We start from the raw sequence: 16,389 nt of genomic DNA, 5'->3' as shown, positions 1-16,389 counted from the left end.
AATTTTAAAAAATCATTCCTGGCATTTGCCATATTCCAGCGGCTCTAAGAGTATCTTTGATAATCATTACTTTTTCATAATCTGTAAGAGGGTACATTATATTGTATCCTTTAGTCTCAGAAGCTAAATTATGAATCTTTATATCAAGCATACTATTATCAAAAGCTTCTTGTTTGAATATTGCATTAGCTCTTCTAATATCTGCTGTTGAAGTAACTAAAATGATATCAGTAGGTTTTGGGTTCATATTTTTTATAGTCATAAAAGTATTAACACCTTGCCACACCATATTAAATGATTGATCTTCTAATATAATTTTTTTCAAAGGTACACTACTATTAACTAACCATTGTCTCATTTGATATGATTCAGTTTTGCCAGCTGTTACTCTACCACCACTTACTATAATAGTTGCCTCTGGGAATCTAAAATAAGCTTCTAATCCTTTATAGAGTCTTTTGATTAGATACTCATTCATACTTGCATTAGAGTTTAATGGAGATCCTAAAATTACAATTACAGGTATAGAGCCTCTCTCAAGTTGTATTTGATTAGAGCCAGTATTTATGTGTAGGTTAAAACTTCTTTTGATAATATCAAAAGCATTTATATACACTGGCATATCAGGCCATTTGGATGTTTCTAATTTAGTAAATGCTTTTCTAAAGCTACTAAAATCAAAAATATATGAGTATGCTGAATCATATATTTGCACAATAGGGTCATCAGGGAAGTTCTCTACAAGCATATCTAAAGTTTCACCGGCTTGATTATATTCTTTTGTTTCTATCTGAAGAGAAAATAATGATAGTCCTAATTGTAAAAGTTCTTTACTATCTGGATCAGTTTGCTTCATTGCCAATTCAAGAGCATCTATAGCATTACGTAAGTATGTATCTGCAGATTGTTGGTTAAAAATACTATATTGAACATTTTCAATAGCTTTTTGCTTTAGACTAATACTTGCTATGCTCGTGGGAGTAATATTATTACCAAAACTTAAACTTAGCGTGCTTAATATGATAAATATAATAATCGTAAATTTTACATTTATGTATTTCATTTTTATAAGAAATAAAAAGTTTTATAAAGTAATAATATAAGAGTATTTTTGCAAATTAAATTATTATTCATCATAATAGTTAAAAATAAATTTAAAATTGATGAAATGCAAAAAAAAGTATCCCCAAAAAATATAATATTTGCAGGTTTTGCAACAACAGTAGAGTATTTTGATTTTGCTCTATTTACTTATGTAACTATTTATATATCGGCGACATTTTTTCCAGATAATAACTCTTCAGTTGCTATATTAAAAACATTTGGATTGTTTGCTGCTGGATATTTGATGAGACCGTTGGGTGGGATTTTCTTTGGTAATCTCGGTGATAAAAAAGGGCGTAAGCATGTATTGATATTTACTGTGGCATTGATGTTTATATCTACAGCTATGATAGCATTTACTCCTAGTTATGGTAGCTTGGGAATAGCTTCAGTAATAATTATACTCCTAGCTAGAATGATTCAGGGATTCTCAATAGGTGGTGAATATAATGGAGTACTTGCAGTACTTAGTGAAGGCGCTCCTGATAGTAAGCGTGGTTTGATTACTGCTTTTGGTACGTTTTTCTCAGGTTTAGGTGTTTTTTTAGGTACGTTTATAGTCTATATCTTAACAAGTTTTTTAAATTCTGATCAGATGCATGCGTATGGTTGGAGAGTTTGCTTTATTATTGGAGCGATACTTGCTGTTATCGTTTTGATACTTCAGTTTGCATCAGATGAGTCTCCTGAGTATCTTAAATCAAAACAAGATGGGATGTTGGATGATACTCCTGTAGTATCTGCAGTTAAAGAATATCCGTATCAAATCTTTATTGTATTTGCTTTAGCTGGATATTTGGGAATTGTATATTATATGGTTTCTGGATTTATACCAACATTCCTAAAAAGTGATTTAGGTTATTCTGTACATACAGCTATGTTGATGTCTATGGTTGCAGCATTCTTCTACTTTGCAACAGCACCAATATGGGGTGGCTTATCTGATAAAGTTGGTAGAAAAAAAGTATTGTTAATATCTTGTATTGGGATTGGAGTTTTAATAATACCCGCATTTTATATTATGACTAATACAGATTCACAAATTGTTATAACATTAGTTATGACTGTGATAATGTTATTAATATCAGCAGCTACAGCGACATTTGTAGTCACAATCAATGAGCTATTTCCAACACATCTAAGATTTAGTGGTGTAGCAACTGGGTATAATATAAGTAATGCTTTATTAGGAGGAACTGTACCAATGGTATCAGCAGCATTAGTTATGTATTTTGGTAATGTTGCTCCTAGTTTTTATGCTCTAATAGCTTCTATAATTATAGTTATTATCATAGCGACTATGCCTGAGACAAAAGGTATTGAGTTAGAAGAATAAATTTGTAGTTCTGTAATATTTTTTCTATAAATAAATATATTAATTTAGACGATATTTTTATTTGTATTTGCTGTTCTTATGTACTAATATGTTAATACATTAATAAACTTGTTTATTCTAATTCACCTAATGTCTGAAATAAAAAATAATGAAGAAAATCTTCAAAACTTATACGAAGTATTCAAAAGTTTTGAGTCTGCTGAAGAGGCCAAGATTTTTTTAGAGGATTTATGTACTCCTGTAGACTTAATGGCAATGGCTGCACGTTGGAGAGTAGTTAAAGAGCTAAAAAAAGATAAGCCTTATAGGCAGATACATGCTGAAACAGGAGTTAGCCTTACAACTATTAGCAGAGTTGCAAGATGCCTTAGTTATGGAACTAATGGTTACAATACCATATATAATAAAATTAATAAAGAGAGCTAAAATGAGAGAAAGATTAAGAGTAGCTGTACAAAAAAAAGGCAGACTATATGACAATTCTATGGAATTATTCAACAAAATAGGTATTAAAGTAGAGTTCTCAAGTAAAAGTAACTTGTTATGCCATTCAATAAATGCTCCAATTGATTTTCTTTTTGTGAGAGATGATGATATTCCAACTCTAGTTAATGGTAATGTTTGTGATTTTGGAATAGTCGGTGAAAATGTTTTAGAAGAGTATTTATTAAGTATCAAAAATACCACTAAAAAGAATGATATTATCAAAACTAAGAAGTTAGGATTTGGCTATTGTAGATTATCTATAGCAGTACCTAATGATGCAAGTGATGATATTAGTACACTTAAAAATACACGTATAGCGACATCATATCCTCATTTAGTGCAGAAGTTTTCAGATGAAAATAATTTAAATCTAGATCCATTATCTATTTCAGGATCAGTTGAGATAGCTCCAAACTTACAAATGTCTAGCTCAATATGTGACTTGGTTTCTACTGGTAGAACATTAGAAGAGAATAATCTTAAAGAAATTCATACTATCATGAAAAGCCAAGCTATTTTAATTCGCTCAAATGAGAGTTTTGGAGCGGAGCTTGAAGAGTATTATCAGTTATTACTTAGACGCATTGAGGGTGTAAAACATGCTCAAGAACGTAAATATATTATGTTTCATATAGATAAAGATTCGATAGATACGATTGCTCATATTCTACCTGGACATGAAGGTCAAACGATAATGCCTTTATATGGTGATACTAAAGTTGCGATACATTTAGTTACCAAAGAAGGTGTTTTTTGGGGAACTTTAGAAAAGCTAAAAGCAGCTGGTGCTAGTTCTATATTAGTTTTACCAATTGAGAAGATGTTGGAGTAAGTAACGACAATGATTGAAATATATAATTGGCAAGAACTTAGTCTAGCAAAGCAAGCAGAGCTTCTATCTCGCCCAGTTTCTGCTAATAAAGCTAGCTTAGTCGGAGGTGTTAGAAATATTTTAAATGAAGTTAAGCAGAATGGCGACAAAGCTCTTTTAGAGTTTACTTCTAAGTTTGATGGTGTTGATTTAGATAATATTGAAGTCTCAGCAGATGAGATTAAAAAAGCTTATTCATTAGTTTCACAAGATGATATTGAGTTAGTTAAAAACTCTATTGCGCGTATATCTAACTATCATGAGGTAATGAAACCAAAAACAACTGTTTGTGATACTAATGATGGTGTGGTTTGTAAAAAAATCTATAAGCCTATCGAAAAGGTTGGTTTATATGTGCCTGGTGGTTCAGCACCTTTAGTTTCTACGCTAATAATGTTAGCGGCTCCAGCGCAAATTGCAGGCTGTAAAGAGGTTTATGTAACTACTCCTTGTGATAAAGAAGGCAATATCCATCCATTAATTTTAATAGCGGCTGATATTTGTAAGGTTTCAAAGATTTATAAATTAGGTGGTGCTCAAGCTATAGCTGCTCTAGCTTATGGTACAGAAGCTGTAATAAAAGTTAATAAAATTTATGGCCCTGGAAATTCTTGGGTTACAGAGGCAAAACAACAAGTATCTAATGATAGCCAAGGTGCGGCTATTGATCTACCAGCTGGACCTTCAGAGGTTTTAGTAGTTGCTGATGAAGTGGCCGATTCTAGATTTGTTGCTGCAGATCTATTAGCTCAAGCTGAGCATGGCACAGACTCACAAGCTTTATTAATTACAACTAGTCAAGTTTTAGCTAATAAGGTTAGAGATGAAGTTTCTAAGCAAACTAGTACAGCCCAAAGAAAAGCTATTATTGAAAAATCTTTAGAAAATAGCGCAATTATTGTTGTAGATACACTTAGCCAAGCAATTAATATAGCTAATGAATATGCTTCTGAGCACCTTATTTTAAATATTGAAAATGCAGATAATTATATTAATAGTATCGAAAATGCAGGTGCTGTATTTGTAGGCCCTTGGGCGGCTGAAGCATTAGGTGATTACATTACAGGATCTAATCATGTACTACCTACTTATGGATATGCAAAAGCCTATAGCGGTTTAGCAACTATAGATTTTATGAAAGCTATAAGTATCCAAAATGTATCAAAACAAGGTATAAAAAACATAGGACAAACAGCGATGAGATTAGCTGATATAGAAGGTCTCAAAGCTCATGAAAATGCAATAGCTATTCGTTTGGAGAGTTTATAACATTATGCAAAAGATTGTGCAAAATCAAACAACAGAAAGTCTTATTCGTAAAGATTTACAAAAATTTAGTGCATATTCATCTGCGCGCTCTTTAAAAGTAGATGGAGATATTTGGTTAAATGCTAATGAATCGCCATATAATGATGAATATTTATATAATCGTTATCCTGAGCCGCAACCAAGAAAATTAGTGGAGAAACTAGCAAAAATATATAATGTTGATGCAAGCAATCTATTAGTTACTAGAGGTAGTGATGAGGGGATTGATCTATTATTTAGATTATATTGTGAGTATCAAAAAGATTCTGCTTTTGCAGTTGAGCCTACTTTTGGGATGTATAAAATAGCTGCTCAATTACAGGGTGTTGATTATAAGACTCTTAAGCTAAAAGAAGAAAATAACTTTGAGATTAATGTTACAGAGCTTTTAGCAAATATTCCTGATAACTGTAAGTTATTATTTTTATGTACTCCTAATAATCCTACTGGTAAATCTATACCCTTAGCTGATATTGAGCAAATTCTATCTGAATTAGCTGGCAATTGTGTAGTTGTAGTTGATGAGGCGTATATTGAATTTAGTAATGAAAAGTCTGTTTCTAGCATCATTAATAAATATGAAAATTTAGTTGTGCTAAGAACCTTGTCAAAATCTTTTGGTATGGCTGGTCTTAGGCTAGGGACGGTAATTACTAATTCAGATAGAATAGTTTGGTTGAGAAAAATATTAGCACCATATCCAATCCCAAAAACTACAGAAAATACTATATTAAAAATGCTTGATGATGAGAATTTAGCAAATATAGCTAGTCAAATTGCTGAAGTAAAAGAGCAAAGAGAACATCTATACCAAGTATTATCACAAATGAAGATTGTAGATAAATCGTGGTCATCAGATGCTAATTTTATATTAGTTAGATTTAGAGATAGTGTCTTTAATAAACTAATCGATAATAAAATAGTAGTTCGTTCTATGGCGCATTTTTTCAATGATGAAAAAGTTCTAAGAATTAGCATAGGGACAGTATCTGAAAATAAAAGATTAATCGAAGTATTACAAAAATTAAGTAGCGAATATGAAACAAAATAAATATTTATTCATTGATAGAGATGGTACTTTAATAGTTGAGCCACCTATAGATAAACAAGTTGATAGTATCGAAAAATTAGAGTTTTTTGAAGGTGTTTTTGAAGCTCTTAAAAAATTACAAAAAGCAGGCTTTAAACTTGTGATGGTATCAAACCAAGATGGTTTAGGTACCGAGTCCTTTCCTCAAGAAGATTTCGATGCGCCGCATAACTTGATGATGAAGATATTTAAATCTCAAGGGGTAGAATTTGAGGATGTCTTAATATGCCCACATTTTGCTCATGAGAATTGTAACTGTCGTAAACCTAAAGTTGGTTTATTGATGAATTATTTAGTAGAGCAAAAGATTTCTCTAAAAGATAGCTATGTAATCGGTGATAGAGAAACAGATGTACAGTTGGCCCATAATATTAAAGTCAATCCTATTCAATTTGGTGTTGGAAATTATCAATCTTGGGATGATATAACTACAGCTATATTAAATAAGCCTAGAGTAGCTGAAATCAAGCGTGTAACTAATGAGACTGATATTATTGTAAAAGTTAATCTAGATGTTCCTGGAACTCGAGAAATAGATACGGGTCTTGGTTTCTTTGATCATATGCTTGATCAGATTGTAAAACATGCTGGGATAAGTGCCGTAATTAAGGCAAAAGGTGATCTTCATATAGATGATCATCATTGTGTTGAAGATGTAGCAATTACTCTTTCACAAGCAATTGCTCAAGCTCTTGGTGATAAATACGGTATTAACCGTTATGGATTCTTGTTACCTATGGATGAGGCTTTAGTTGAAATTGCTTTAGATTTAAGTGGCAGAAATTTCTGCTCATTTGAGGCAAATTTTGATCGAGAGATGGTTGGGGATTTATCAGTAGAGTTGGTGAAGCATTTCTTTGTATCTTTTGCTGAAGGTCTAAAAGCAACACTACATATTAAAGTAACAGGTGAGAATACTCATCATATGATAGAAGCGTGTTTTAAAGGCTTAGGAAAAGTACTTAAACAAGCAATTGCCAAAAATGGTATAGATGAGATTCCTAGTTCAAAAGGAGTGTTATGATAGCGATAATAGATTGTTGTGGTAGTAATTTTGCTTCGATAAAATATGCCTTTGAGAAATTAGGGCAAGAAATAGTCCTAACACATGATGCTGAAGTTATCAAAAAATCAGACTGCGTAATTTTACCTGGTGTAGGACATGCTAAATCAGCAATGGCAAATCTAAAAAAATATGATTTAGATAAGCTTATCCCACAACTGACGCAACCAGTGTTAGGAATCTGCTTAGGAATGCAGATTATGTATAGTTTTTCTGAAGAAGGTGATACATATTGTTTAGGTATTTTTCCTGAAAAAGTAAAAGCTTTTAAAAAAACGCAAGGTTTTAGTATTCCACACATGGGTTGGAATATTTTACAAAATATAAATAAGGATCATTTTTTATTTAAAGATATTGCAGAAGATGATTATGTATATTTTGTACATAGTTTTTATGCGGAGCTTAATCAATTTAGCATAGCTACTAATGATTATATAAATGATTTCACTGCAATGGTAAATAAAGATAATTTCTATGGCATTCAATTTCATCCTGAGAAGTCAGGTAATGTTGGGATGAAGATTTTAGAGAATTTTATACAAGGAGCTTTGTAAATGAATATATTTCCAGCGATAGATCTCATAAATGGCAAATGCGTTCGTTTAGAAAAAGGTGATTTTAATAAAACCACTACTTATGAGCTTGAGCCAAAAGATGTTGCAAAGTCATATCAACAAGCTGGTGCAGAGTTTATCCATGTTGTCGATTTAGATGGCGCTAAAAAAGGCCAAACTTGTCAGTTTGAAACTATCCGACAAATTAGAGAAAACTGTAATATGACTCTACAAGTTGGTGGTGGTGTCAAAGATTTTGAGACTATCGAAAAACTTCTAGAGATAGGGGTTGATAGAGTGGTTATTGGTAGCTTGGCTGTTAAGGACATAGCGTTAACAAAGAAGTTTTTTGAGAAATATGGTGCTGATAAGATAGTTTTAGCTTTAGATGTATTTATCAAAGAAGGAATACCTTATATCGCAACGCATGGCTGGCAAGAATCAAGCACAACAACTTTAGATGAGATATTGCAAACTTATCTTGGTGATGGTCTTGAGTATGTTTTATGTACTGATATTTCACGAGATGGTATGCTACAAGGTCCAAATTTTGAGCTATATAGAATTTACTCATCTATATATCCAGATGTTCAGTTTATGGCTTCTGGTGGGGTTGGTAGCTTAGAAGATTTAGAAATTCTAAAAGAGCAGAATACTTATGGTGTTATCATAGGCAAAGCTTTATATGAGAATAAATTTACACTTCAAGAGGCTTTAGAATGCTAACAAAAAGAATAATTCCATGTCTTGATGTCAAAGATGGCGTAGTTGTCAAAGGTGTAAAATTTAGAAATCATAGAATCATTGGCGATATTATTGAGCTAGCTCAGAAATACTCGGATGCAGGAGCTGATGAGCTAGTATTTTATGATATTGGTGCTAGTCCTGATAATAAGTTACTGTCTATCAAATGGATACAAGAGATAGCCAAAAAGATAAATATCCCATTTTGTGTAGCTGGTGGAATTAAATCTGTAGAAAATGCTCGAGCTATACTTAATGAAGGGGCAGATAAAATATCTGTAAACTCAGCAGCATTAGCTAGACCTAATTTAATAGATGAGCTAGTTTATGAATTTGGTAGTCAGTGTGTGGTCGTTGGTATTGATAGCAAATTTATTGATGGTGAATTTAAAGTTTGTCAATATACAGGTAGTGCTGATAAAACTGTACAGACATTATTAGATCCCATTAGTTGGGCAAAAGAGGTAGAGTCTCGTGGTGCTGGTGAGATAGTACTTAATTGTATGAATCAAGATGGTGTCAAAGGTGGCTATGATCTAGAGCATCTTAGAGAAGTTCAATCAAATGTCTCAATCCCAGTTATTGCCTCTGGTGGAGCTGGTGAGATTCAGCATTTTATTGATGTATTTAAACATACAGATATTGATGGAGCATTAGCAGCTAGTGTCTTTCATGATGATATTATTGCTATACCTGAGTTAAAACAAGAGCTTTTTAAAAACAATATACCTACAAGAATAGTAAAATAGGATACAAAATGGATAACAAAATTATAGAGTCTATAGCTTGGCAAAAAATGGATAATTTAGTTCCAGCTATTATTCAATCAGCAATTGATAATAGTGTCTTAATGCTAGGATACATGAGTAAAGAATCTTTAACAAAGACTTTAGAAATTGGCAAAGTGACTTTCTATAGTCGTAGTAAGAAGCGATTGTGGACTAAAGGAGAAGAAAGTGGTAATTTCCTTGAATTAAAAGATATTGCTGTTGATTGTGATAATGATTCTATACTTATAAAAGCTATACCGTACGGTCCAACTTGTCATACTGGTAGTAAATCATGTTTTACTAAAAATGAAGAAAATAGCTCGCTGTATATAATAGATAAATTAGAAAAACTAATTGCTGAAAGAAAAGACTATTTACCTGAGAATAGCTATTTGACTAGTTTATTTAAAAAAGGATTACCTAGAATCGCTCAAAAAGTTGGCGAAGAAGGTGTAGAAGTTGTAATTGCCGCAATGAAACAAGATTCAGAAGATGAGTTAATTTCTGAGACAGCAGATTTATTATTCCATTTATTAGTTTTACTGAGAGAGAAAGGTATTTCATTAGAACAAATTTGTCAAAAGTTAGTTTCTCGAAATACTTCTAATTAAGTTATAATTACTATTTGAAGTTAACCAAAAATTTACTTATATGAAAATAATAATTCGTATCTTAGCGATTGTCCTTTTGGCATTAATTACTACATCAGTATACGCAGTGCCTGCTAAAGGTACATTTACAGCAGAGTCATCGTGTCAAGCATATATATCAAAAAACAAAATGACTAATCCTGATAATACTTATGTAATTGCAGGGCAAACTTACTCTATTCAGGAAAAAAATAAAGATACTAATCCTGATTGGTTTAGAGTATTTATTTCAAATGCTAGTGAAAGCCAGTTGCGCTGGGTAAGTAGTAGTTGCGGTATCGCAGATCCTGAAGAAGGAGGTGATACTCCTGCTAAACAATGTGTCCAAGAGCCTGGACTTGCTGATAGCTATGTATTAGCTCTAAGTTGGCAGCCTGCATTTTGTGAGACTTATGGCTTCAGTGCTGGAAAACAAGAGTGTAAAAATCTACCTGTAGATAGTGCAGCGGCTAAGAGTTTTTCGCTACATGGATTTTGGCCAAATCAAGATACTTGTGGTACTAATTATGGCTTTTGTGGTGCTCAGAAACAATCTGATTTTTGTAATTATGCGCCATTAAATTTAGATGATAAAACTATGGAGTTGCTGCATAGTGTGATGCCAGGATATAATGACTCTTCATGTTTGCAACGCCATGAATGGTACAAGCATGGAACTTGTCAATTACAAGATCAAAACCAATACTATACTCAAGCAGCTACTTTTGTAAATCAAATAAATGATTCGAAATTAGAGCAGTTATTTAGCCAAAATATTGGTAAAGATATAACTATTGAACAATTTGATAATGCTTTTAATCAAAGCTTTGGGGCTGGTACTAGTAATAAAGTATATCTAAATTGTAAAGATGGTGTGCTAGTTGATGTGTATATATCATTGCCTAAAAATGCTGATGAACCAAACCAAAAAGATTTGTCTGCTTTGCTAGCTAATGCACCAAATGCTAACCAAAGTACATGTCCAAATACATTTAAAATTTCTAATTTTTCTCATAATGTGGGTTAGTTCTATAGATATAAAATATCACTCTATTTTGTAATATTTTGGAATGACATAATGAAAAAATGATGTTATCCTATGGCTTGATCATAGAATCTAAAGAATATTGATAACATCTTTACTCTGTTAATGGATACTACGGTCGGAGCCGTAGTAAGACGAATAGTATTATTTTATTTTCTAATAATTTGTTTGGGTCTAGATAACTTTAGCTTGTCAAAAATCATTGATGGAGCTATATTTTATCTATGTTTGGAAGGTATAAAAAACGTTCGCATATTTCAGATGCTAAAATTAGAGAGATTTTGAAGTGTTTCTGCTTGGATTTAACAGCGACAAATACGAGTAAAATAACTAATGTTAGCAGAGTAACAATTAACCGCTATTTTGATAGATTTCGTAAAATAATTCTATTATCTGATGAAAAATTCTTAGCATCTACTGGAGAGTTTGAACTAGATGAGTCTTATTTTGGAGCTAAACGAGTACGAGGTAAACGTGGTCGTGGTGCAGTTGGTAAAACACCAGTATTCGGTGTTTTAAAACGCGATGAACATAATAAAGTCTACGTTTCTATTGTACCAAACTGCTCTAAAGAGTCCTTAATGCCTATAATACAAGGCAAAATACTCGAAAGCAGCACAATCTATACTGATGGCTGGAAAGCATATGATGGGCTTATTCTAAACGGTTATGATCACTATCGTATTTATCACTCTCACAATGAGTTTGCTCGTGGTAAAAACCATGTTAATGGTATAGAGTCATTTTGGTCTTTCTCTAAAAGAAGACTTGCAAAATTTAACGGATTAAGTGATGATAAGTTTGTTTTACATTTAAAAGAGTGTGAATTTAGGTGGAATAACAAAGATAATGATTTATATAAAATCATGTGTACTTTAGTAAGAAAATTTAGTGCTAAAGTTATCTAGACCCTTTGTTTTATGGACTACTAACTGCTAATGTACTGTGATTATATATGTTAATTAATTCAAAACTCGATATTATGATAAGTATTTATTTTATTGAGATTGAAACTAGTTCAGAATGATAGAATAGATAGAGGAAGTTGCAAATTTAATTTTGTATAACATTAAGTAAATCTCTATCCATCAAATGACTTGGTAATACATTTGATAAAGAGTTTAGAATATTACTTGGTACCTTTGGATTTTCATGTGCTAAATCTTGAATTAGCTTTTTAACTTTTTTTCTTTTAAGATTCTCTTGAGATCCACATAGATTGCATGGAATTATTGGGAAATTTTCTTCTTTAGCAAACTCTATGAGATCACGCTCTTGAACTAATACCATTGGACGGATTACAGTATTTTCACCATCTTGAGTAATAAACTTAGGAGGCATAGATTTAATTTGCCCCTGATATAGAATCGACATTAGTAATGATTCGATCAAATCATCGCGATGGTGTCCTAGAATGATTTTATCCATTTTATGTTCTTTTGCATATCTGTAGATATTACCACGGCGAAGTCTCGAGCATAACGAACAATAAGTTTTGCCTTCTGGAACTTTATCTATCACCACACCATAAGTATTTTTTGTTTCAATCTCATAAGATACGCCTAAATCATCAAGATAAGCTCTAAGCTTGCTATCATCCCACCCTGGTTGAGATTGATCTAGTGTATATACATGAAGATCAATATCATAAGTTTTATCTTCGATTAATCCATGCAAAACTTTTAATAATCCAAAAGAATCTTTACCTCCTGATAGACATAGCATAACCTTATCACCTTTTTCGATAAGCTTATAATCAGCTATAGCCTTAGTGATATAGTGGCGTAATTTTTTTTCAGTTTTGCTTATTTTTATTTCAGTCATTTTATCTATGCGCCTTCTTAAAGATTCTATCTTTTTCGCGAGCCCAATCTTTATCTTTTTGAGCCTGACGCTTGTCGTGAACTTTTTTACCCTGAGCAAGAGCTATTTCAACTTTTACACGAGGACCTTTCCAATACATAGCTAAAGGCACACATGTAAATCCTTTTTGCTCAATTCGTCCCATGATTTTGTCTATCTCACGGCGATTAAGTAGTAGTTTACGATTTGCTGAAGCATCAGCTACCACATGAGTAGATGCAGAGAGTAGAGGAGTTATTAGACAATTAAAAAGCCAAGCTTCGCCACGCTTGATATGCACATGGCTATCTATCATCTGTACTTTACCAGCTCTGATACTTTTTACTTCCCATCCTTGTAGTACTATTCCAGCTTCAAATTTCTCTAGAATAGTATAATCATGGAAGGCTCTTTTATTTCTAGCAATAGTTGCTGGAGAAACCTTATGTTTACTCATAACTTTATTATTTTTTGTAAAAGATATACAATGTAACGCTATATATTATCAGCAAAACACAAAAGATTAAATAAATGAATAAAGTTAATAAATCTGCAATTGTTAATTATACTGCTTCACAGATGTATGATCTTGTAAATGATATTGAAAGCTATCCTCAGTTTTTACCAATGTGCTATGATATAGAAGTTTTTGAGCATACAGAAACAGAAGCAAAAGCATCTCTAAAAATCAAATCAGGATTTGTGAAATTGGATTTTGCTACACATAATACAATGGTAAAAGATCAGCATATTCATTTAAATCTTATGAATGGTCCATTTAAAAGTTTAACAGGTGATTGGAAATTTGAACCTCAAGATGAAAATTCATGTAAGGTATCATTGGACATGGAGTTTACCTTTGAAAATAAATTTGTGGAAATGGCTCTTGGTCCTGTATTTCGTGGGCTTGCAGATAAGATGTTGGGCGCATTTTGTAAACGTGCAGAAGAGGTTTATAAATAGTGAAAGTAGAAGTCATTTATGCTTTACCTAATGAGCAGAAGTCTTTTTATGTTGAGTCTGATGATTCTCTGACTGTTAGAGAAGCTATTATTGAATCAAAAATCTTAGATGCTTATTCTGAATTAGACAGTATCGAAAATCTTAAAGTTGGTATCTATGGACAAATGATTGATCTAGATCATGTTCTTGAGGATAGAGATAGAGTTGAGATATACAGAAATCTAACTATTGATCCAAAACAAGCCCGTATGCTAAGAGCAGAACAAAAGCGTAAAAGAGAAGGCATCAGAGGTTTTGGTGCGTAATAAAAAAATAGCTATTATAGGAGCTGGACTAGCAGGGTGTTCATTAGCTTATGAATTAAGTAGAACCCTTAACTTTGATATAACTTTATTTGATAAAAACTCTGATATTGCAACAGAAGCTTCTGGGAACTTTGCGGGAATTTTAGAACCTTATTTAACTTCAGATAATAATTTCTCAGATCAGTTTCATACACTAGGCTATAGTATATTATTAGAGTTTATAAATCAGTATCGTAATGATATAGAAATTTGTACTCAGGGTGTTTTGCAAATATTAAGTGATGAAAAAGAACTAAATAGATATCAAAAGATTTTTACAAAAAGAGAGATAGCTGATGATTTAGCTAGAATAATATCTCATCAAGAGCTTTCGCAATTAATTGGCAAAGATACTCTTAACAAAGCTGTATATTACCCTAATGCTTTATCTGTGGTACCTAAAAGTATTTGTCAGCTATGGCTTAAATTATCAACTGCTAAATTAAAATTAGATAATGAGCTCTTGGATATTAAGAAATTAGAGAATAATACTTGGCAATTAGAATTTAATGATTTTACTGAAGATTTTGATATTGTGATATTTGCTGGAGGGTATCCATTATTTAAAAATATTTCTCTGCTACAAAATATTCCAGTATACCCATCTCAAGGTCAGTTAACAGTTATTAAAAGATGTTTTGATATCTCAAATAATATTATGGATAAAGGATATATAATCCCTAATTATAAAGATAATCTACAAGTTATTGGAGCAACATTTCGAGATAATAATGATACTAGTGGAGATATAAGACAAGAAGATAATACTTTTAATATTAATCAAATTAAGCAAATATTTGATGATAAAAACTACAATGTTGAAATTGTTAACTCAAGAGTAGCTACGAGATGTGTAACTTCTGATCATTTACCACTTGTTGGTAGGTTGGCAGATTATAGTAGTTTCGAACAAGTTTTTTATAAGCCTCTGTCTAAAGGCTATCCAAAATCAAAAATGCCAAAGATTGAATATCAACAAGGTCTATATATATGTTCAGGATTTGGCTCAAAAGGTTTATGTTCATCATTATTAGCGGCTCAGATTATTACAGCATACATAACAAATCAAAATCAAAAATACTCGGATAAGTTACTAGAAGCGCTTGCTATAGAGCGTTTTTGGACTAGAAGCTTCAAGAAAGGTATAAAATTTTCATAAAATATTACTTCAGACCATTTATATATAGCAATTCTTGGCTATAATTGTGAGATTTTTTAAAATCAATTTAATAAGTTCATGAAATTAAAAATAAAAAAGAGTATTTTGTTACTCGCCACTATCATAGCATTATCAGGTTGTTCAATTAAATGGGAGACACCAGTTAATGATAGAGATCCTTATGAAAACTATAATCGTAAGATGTTTCATTGGAATAATGAATTATATGAGGATCTGACACCTGTAGCAAAAGCCTATAATTTCATTATGCCAGAAGCAGCACAAACAGGTATATTCAATTTTTTTCAAAATCTTTTTGAGCCTAGTCGAGTAGCTAATGATCTTTTTCAAGGCGAGTGGAGTTATGCTGGAGATGATAGTATGAGATTTTTGGAAAATACGACACTTGGAGTGGTAGGTATTTTTGATGTGGCTGGTAGTAGGTTTGGGTTGCCAATGCGATATCATCAAGATTTTGCAGTTACTCTCCATAAGTGGGGAGTATATAAAAAAGGATATGCTTCACCATATATTGTTTGGCCAATTTTTGGACCAGGTACTATAGAGGGAGTTAGTGATGGTGTTGATGCTATGTTTAATCCACTTTCGTATTTGTTTTTAGCTCCAGGAGTAGGTACATTTACAGCATATGCTGTAAACTACAGTGTCTATGGCTTATACTATACAAATCAAGGTGTTTCATATCTGCCAGCATATTCAAATTTAGAAGAAGTATCGGTAGACCCATATACAGCTATGAGAAACGCGTATATCCAAAATTATGATTATGGTATGGCAAAAGTTCTCAAACAAAAAGATCCTTCACTTGATGGATCTCAAAATGATAAAGCAATATTAAGCGTTTTAGGTATCAACAACACTAATGCTAAATCAGAGGTTGCCTATAGTGATGAGAGTTTTGTTCAGGCATCTCAAGATACTCCACCAGTCCTAAAAAGTAGCCTTACTAGTGTAAATAAAGCTGCTGAAGTCTAGTCTAAGTTATACATAAGTCTTAAAAAATATCTTTTGTTTAGCTTAAAAGGTTTTTTTAAAATATCGTTTTTTGTTATCTTATATG

General features: G+C 32.1%; 19 protein-coding genes. 16 read left to right on the top strand and 3 right to left on the bottom strand.

All coding sequences use genetic code 11. The features are described 5' to 3' along the window. Window positions 1–4: 4 nt before the first annotated feature. Window positions 5–1,063, bottom strand: coding sequence for an ElyC/SanA/YdcF family protein (locus IMS64_RS05485; RefSeq protein WP_244972886.1), 1,059 nt, complete (start codon window positions 1,061–1,063; stop codon window positions 5–7). Window positions 1,064–1,168: 105 nt separating this feature from the next. On the opposite strand from IMS64_RS05485, the gene IMS64_RS05480 reads away from it, so the two are divergent. From IMS64_RS05480 to IMS64_RS05425, 12 genes are all read left to right on the top strand, one after another. Beyond that, a complete protein-coding gene (locus IMS64_RS05480; RefSeq protein WP_088821876.1) occupies window positions 1,169–2,440 on the top strand; it encodes an MFS transporter in 1,272 nt (423 codons plus the stop codon). A 129-nt stretch (window positions 2,441–2,569) separates the two neighbouring features. After that, window positions 2,570–2,866, top strand: coding sequence for a YerC/YecD family TrpR-related protein (locus IMS64_RS05475; RefSeq protein ID WP_211490096.1), 297 nt, complete (start codon window positions 2,570–2,572; stop codon window positions 2,864–2,866). A gap of 1 nt (window position 2,867) precedes the next feature. Further along, entirely contained in the window at window positions 2,868–3,758 is an 891-nt protein-coding gene (gene hisG / locus IMS64_RS05470) for an ATP phosphoribosyltransferase (protein WP_211490095.1), read from the top strand. A gap of 9 nt (window positions 3,759–3,767) precedes the next feature. Continuing rightward, window positions 3,768–5,066, top strand: coding sequence for a histidinol dehydrogenase (gene hisD / locus IMS64_RS05465; RefSeq protein WP_211490094.1), 1,299 nt, complete (start codon window positions 3,768–3,770; stop codon window positions 5,064–5,066). 4 nt (window positions 5,067–5,070) lie between these two features. Next, the gene (gene hisC, locus IMS64_RS05460) at window positions 5,071–6,156 is read left to right on the top strand and encodes a histidinol-phosphate transaminase (protein ID WP_211490093.1); all 1,086 of its coding nucleotides are present in this window, start codon (window positions 5,071–5,073) and stop codon (window positions 6,154–6,156) included. Continuing rightward, window positions 6,143–7,219 (top strand): bifunctional histidinol-phosphatase/imidazoleglycerol-phosphate dehydratase HisB, encoded by a 1,077-nt coding sequence (hisB, locus tag IMS64_RS05455; protein WP_211490092.1) that lies wholly within the window; start codon window positions 6,143–6,145, stop codon window positions 7,217–7,219. The genes hisC and hisB overlap by 14 nt, the downstream gene beginning before the upstream one ends. Then, window positions 7,216–7,812: an imidazole glycerol phosphate synthase subunit HisH gene (hisH, locus tag IMS64_RS05450; protein ID WP_211490091.1), complete on the top strand. Its 597-nt coding sequence runs from the start codon at window positions 7,216–7,218 to the stop codon at window positions 7,810–7,812. The genes hisB and hisH overlap by 4 nt, the downstream gene beginning before the upstream one ends. Continuing rightward, window positions 7,813–8,538 (top strand): 1-(5-phosphoribosyl)-5-[(5-phosphoribosylamino)methylideneamino]imidazole-4-carboxamide isomerase, encoded by a 726-nt coding sequence (hisA, locus tag IMS64_RS05445; RefSeq protein WP_211490090.1) that lies wholly within the window; start codon window positions 7,813–7,815, stop codon window positions 8,536–8,538. It abuts the gene before it with no gap. Beyond that, window positions 8,532–9,305, top strand: coding sequence for an imidazole glycerol phosphate synthase subunit HisF (gene hisF, locus IMS64_RS05440; RefSeq protein ID WP_211490089.1), 774 nt, complete (start codon window positions 8,532–8,534; stop codon window positions 9,303–9,305). Before hisA ends, hisF begins: the two co-directional genes overlap by 7 nt. Before the next feature lie 8 nt (window positions 9,306–9,313). After that, window positions 9,314–9,937 carry a bifunctional phosphoribosyl-AMP cyclohydrolase/phosphoribosyl-ATP diphosphatase HisIE gene (gene hisIE / locus IMS64_RS05435; RefSeq protein WP_211490088.1) on the top strand — a complete coding sequence of 208 codons (624 nt, stop codon included), beginning with the start codon at window positions 9,314–9,316 and terminating at the stop codon, window positions 9,935–9,937. A 40-nt stretch (window positions 9,938–9,977) separates the two neighbouring features. Continuing rightward, a complete protein-coding gene (locus tag IMS64_RS05430) occupies window positions 9,978–10,982 on the top strand; it encodes a ribonuclease T2 family protein (RefSeq protein ID WP_211490087.1) in 1,005 nt (334 codons plus the stop codon). A gap of 242 nt (window positions 10,983–11,224) precedes the next feature. Further along, a complete protein-coding gene (locus IMS64_RS05425) occupies window positions 11,225–11,908 on the top strand; it encodes an IS1595 family transposase (protein WP_200404587.1) in 684 nt (227 codons plus the stop codon). A gap of 145 nt (window positions 11,909–12,053) precedes the next feature. Here IMS64_RS05425 and ttcA read toward each other — a convergent pair whose 3' ends face one another. Next, window positions 12,054–12,824, bottom strand: coding sequence for a tRNA 2-thiocytidine(32) synthetase TtcA (ttcA, locus tag IMS64_RS05420; RefSeq protein WP_211490086.1), 771 nt, complete (start codon window positions 12,822–12,824; stop codon window positions 12,054–12,056). Between the two features lies 1 nt (window position 12,825). Continuing rightward, on the bottom strand, window positions 12,826–13,299 hold the full coding sequence (gene smpB / locus IMS64_RS05415; protein WP_012279616.1) for an SsrA-binding protein SmpB: 474 nt from the start codon (window positions 13,297–13,299) through the stop codon (window positions 12,826–12,828). Between the two features lie 74 nt (window positions 13,300–13,373). Between smpB and IMS64_RS05410 the strand changes: the two genes are divergently transcribed. The 4 genes from IMS64_RS05410 to IMS64_RS05395 all read left to right on the top strand — a co-directional run bounded on the left by IMS64_RS05410 (window position 13,374) and on the right by IMS64_RS05395 (window position 16,304). Further along, window positions 13,374–13,805: a type II toxin-antitoxin system RatA family toxin gene (locus IMS64_RS05410; protein WP_004287948.1), complete on the top strand. Its 432-nt coding sequence runs from the start codon at window positions 13,374–13,376 to the stop codon at window positions 13,803–13,805. Next, window positions 13,805–14,110: an RnfH family protein gene (locus tag IMS64_RS05405; RefSeq protein WP_211490085.1), complete on the top strand. Its 306-nt coding sequence runs from the start codon at window positions 13,805–13,807 to the stop codon at window positions 14,108–14,110. Before IMS64_RS05410 ends, IMS64_RS05405 begins: the two co-directional genes overlap by 1 nt. Continuing rightward, window positions 14,100–15,308 (top strand): FAD-dependent 5-carboxymethylaminomethyl-2-thiouridine(34) oxidoreductase MnmC1, encoded by a 1,209-nt coding sequence (gene mnmC1, locus IMS64_RS05400; protein ID WP_211490084.1) that lies wholly within the window; start codon window positions 14,100–14,102, stop codon window positions 15,306–15,308. The genes IMS64_RS05405 and mnmC1 overlap by 11 nt, the downstream gene beginning before the upstream one ends. 78 nt (window positions 15,309–15,386) lie before the next feature. Next, window positions 15,387–16,304, top strand: coding sequence for an MlaA family lipoprotein (locus tag IMS64_RS05395; protein ID WP_012279611.1), 918 nt, complete (start codon window positions 15,387–15,389; stop codon window positions 16,302–16,304). The last annotated feature ends 85 nt before the right edge of the window (window positions 16,305–16,389 follow it).

This window comes from Francisella philomiragia (assembly GCF_018135955.1).
Taxonomy (GTDB): Bacteria; Pseudomonadota; Gammaproteobacteria; order Francisellales; family Francisellaceae; genus Francisella; species Francisella philomiragia.
This window is presented reverse-complemented; position numbering and strand designations above follow the sequence as displayed.